This is a genomic window from Bacillus sp. Je.9.29.b (assembly GCF_051129925.1).
Classification (GTDB): domain Bacteria; phylum Bacillota; class Bacilli; order Bacillales; family Bacillaceae; genus Bacillus; species Bacillus safensis.
On record NZ_JBCPSO010000020.1, the window covers coordinates 1 to 824 of the forward strand.

An 824-nucleotide genomic window follows, 5' to 3' on the forward strand; every position below is an offset into this window, starting at 1 on the left:
ATCAGGTTGATAGGTCTGAGGTGGAAGCGTGGTGACACGTGGAGCTGACAGATACTAATAGATCGAGGACTTAACCTATATTCTAATGTGAAGCATGAACATTGTTATCTAGTTTTGAGAGAACATTTTTAAAATATCTCTTGATTTATTTTCAATACATAGTATAATATCTTTTGTCACTAAATTGTCTGGTGATGATGGCGAAGAGGTCACACCCGTTCCCATACCGAACACGGAAGTTAAGCTCTTCAGCGCCGATGGTAGTTGGGGGTTTCCCCCTGTGAGAGTAGGACATCGCCAGGCTTTCTTCATTCCGCAGTAGCTCAGTGGTAGAGCTATCGGCTGTTAACCGATCGGTCGTAGGTTCGAATCCTACCTGCGGAGCCAATTTGGAGAGCTGTCCGAGTGGCCGAAGGAGCACGATTGGAAATCGTGTAGGCGGTAACCCCGTCTCAAGGGTTCGAATCCCTTGCTCTCCGCCACAATTTACATAATAAAGGGCCCGTTGGTCAAGCGGTTAAGACACCGCCCTTTCACGGCGGTAACACGGGTTCGAATCCCGTACGGGTCACCATTTTTATAGAATATACACCAGCATTTTTTATTCGGAGGATTAGCTCAGCTGGGAGAGCATCTGCCTTACAAGCAGAGGGTCGGCGGTTCGAGCCCGTCATCCTCCACCATATCTTTTATATCGTCGCGGGGTGGAGCAGTTCGGTAGCTCGTCGGGCTCATAACCCGAAGGTCGCAGGTTCAAATCCTGCCCCCGCAACCAAAATGGTCCGGTAGTTCAGTTGGTTAGAATGCCTGCCTGTCACGCAGGA

5 tRNA genes and 1 rRNA gene are annotated in these 824 nt (G+C 49.2%); all 6 read left to right on the forward strand.

Annotation, left to right across the window (positions count from 1 at the left end):
* Positions 1-187: 187 nt before the first annotated feature.
* Positions 188-303: ribosomal RNA gene (rrf, locus tag AAZR19_RS18880) — 5S ribosomal RNA — on the forward strand.
* A gap of 9 nt (positions 304-312) precedes the next feature.
* Positions 313-387 (forward strand) — tRNA-Asn (locus AAZR19_RS18885).
* 4 nt (positions 388-391) lie between these two features.
* Positions 392-482 (forward strand) — tRNA-Ser (locus AAZR19_RS18890).
* Positions 483-499: 17 nt separating this feature from the next.
* Positions 500-574, forward strand: a tRNA-Glu gene (locus AAZR19_RS18895).
* Positions 575-607: 33 nt separating this feature from the next.
* Positions 608-683 (forward strand) — tRNA-Val (locus tag AAZR19_RS18900).
* A gap of 15 nt (positions 684-698) precedes the next feature.
* Positions 699-775, forward strand: a tRNA-Met gene (locus AAZR19_RS18905).
* Positions 776-824 lie beyond the last annotated feature (49 nt).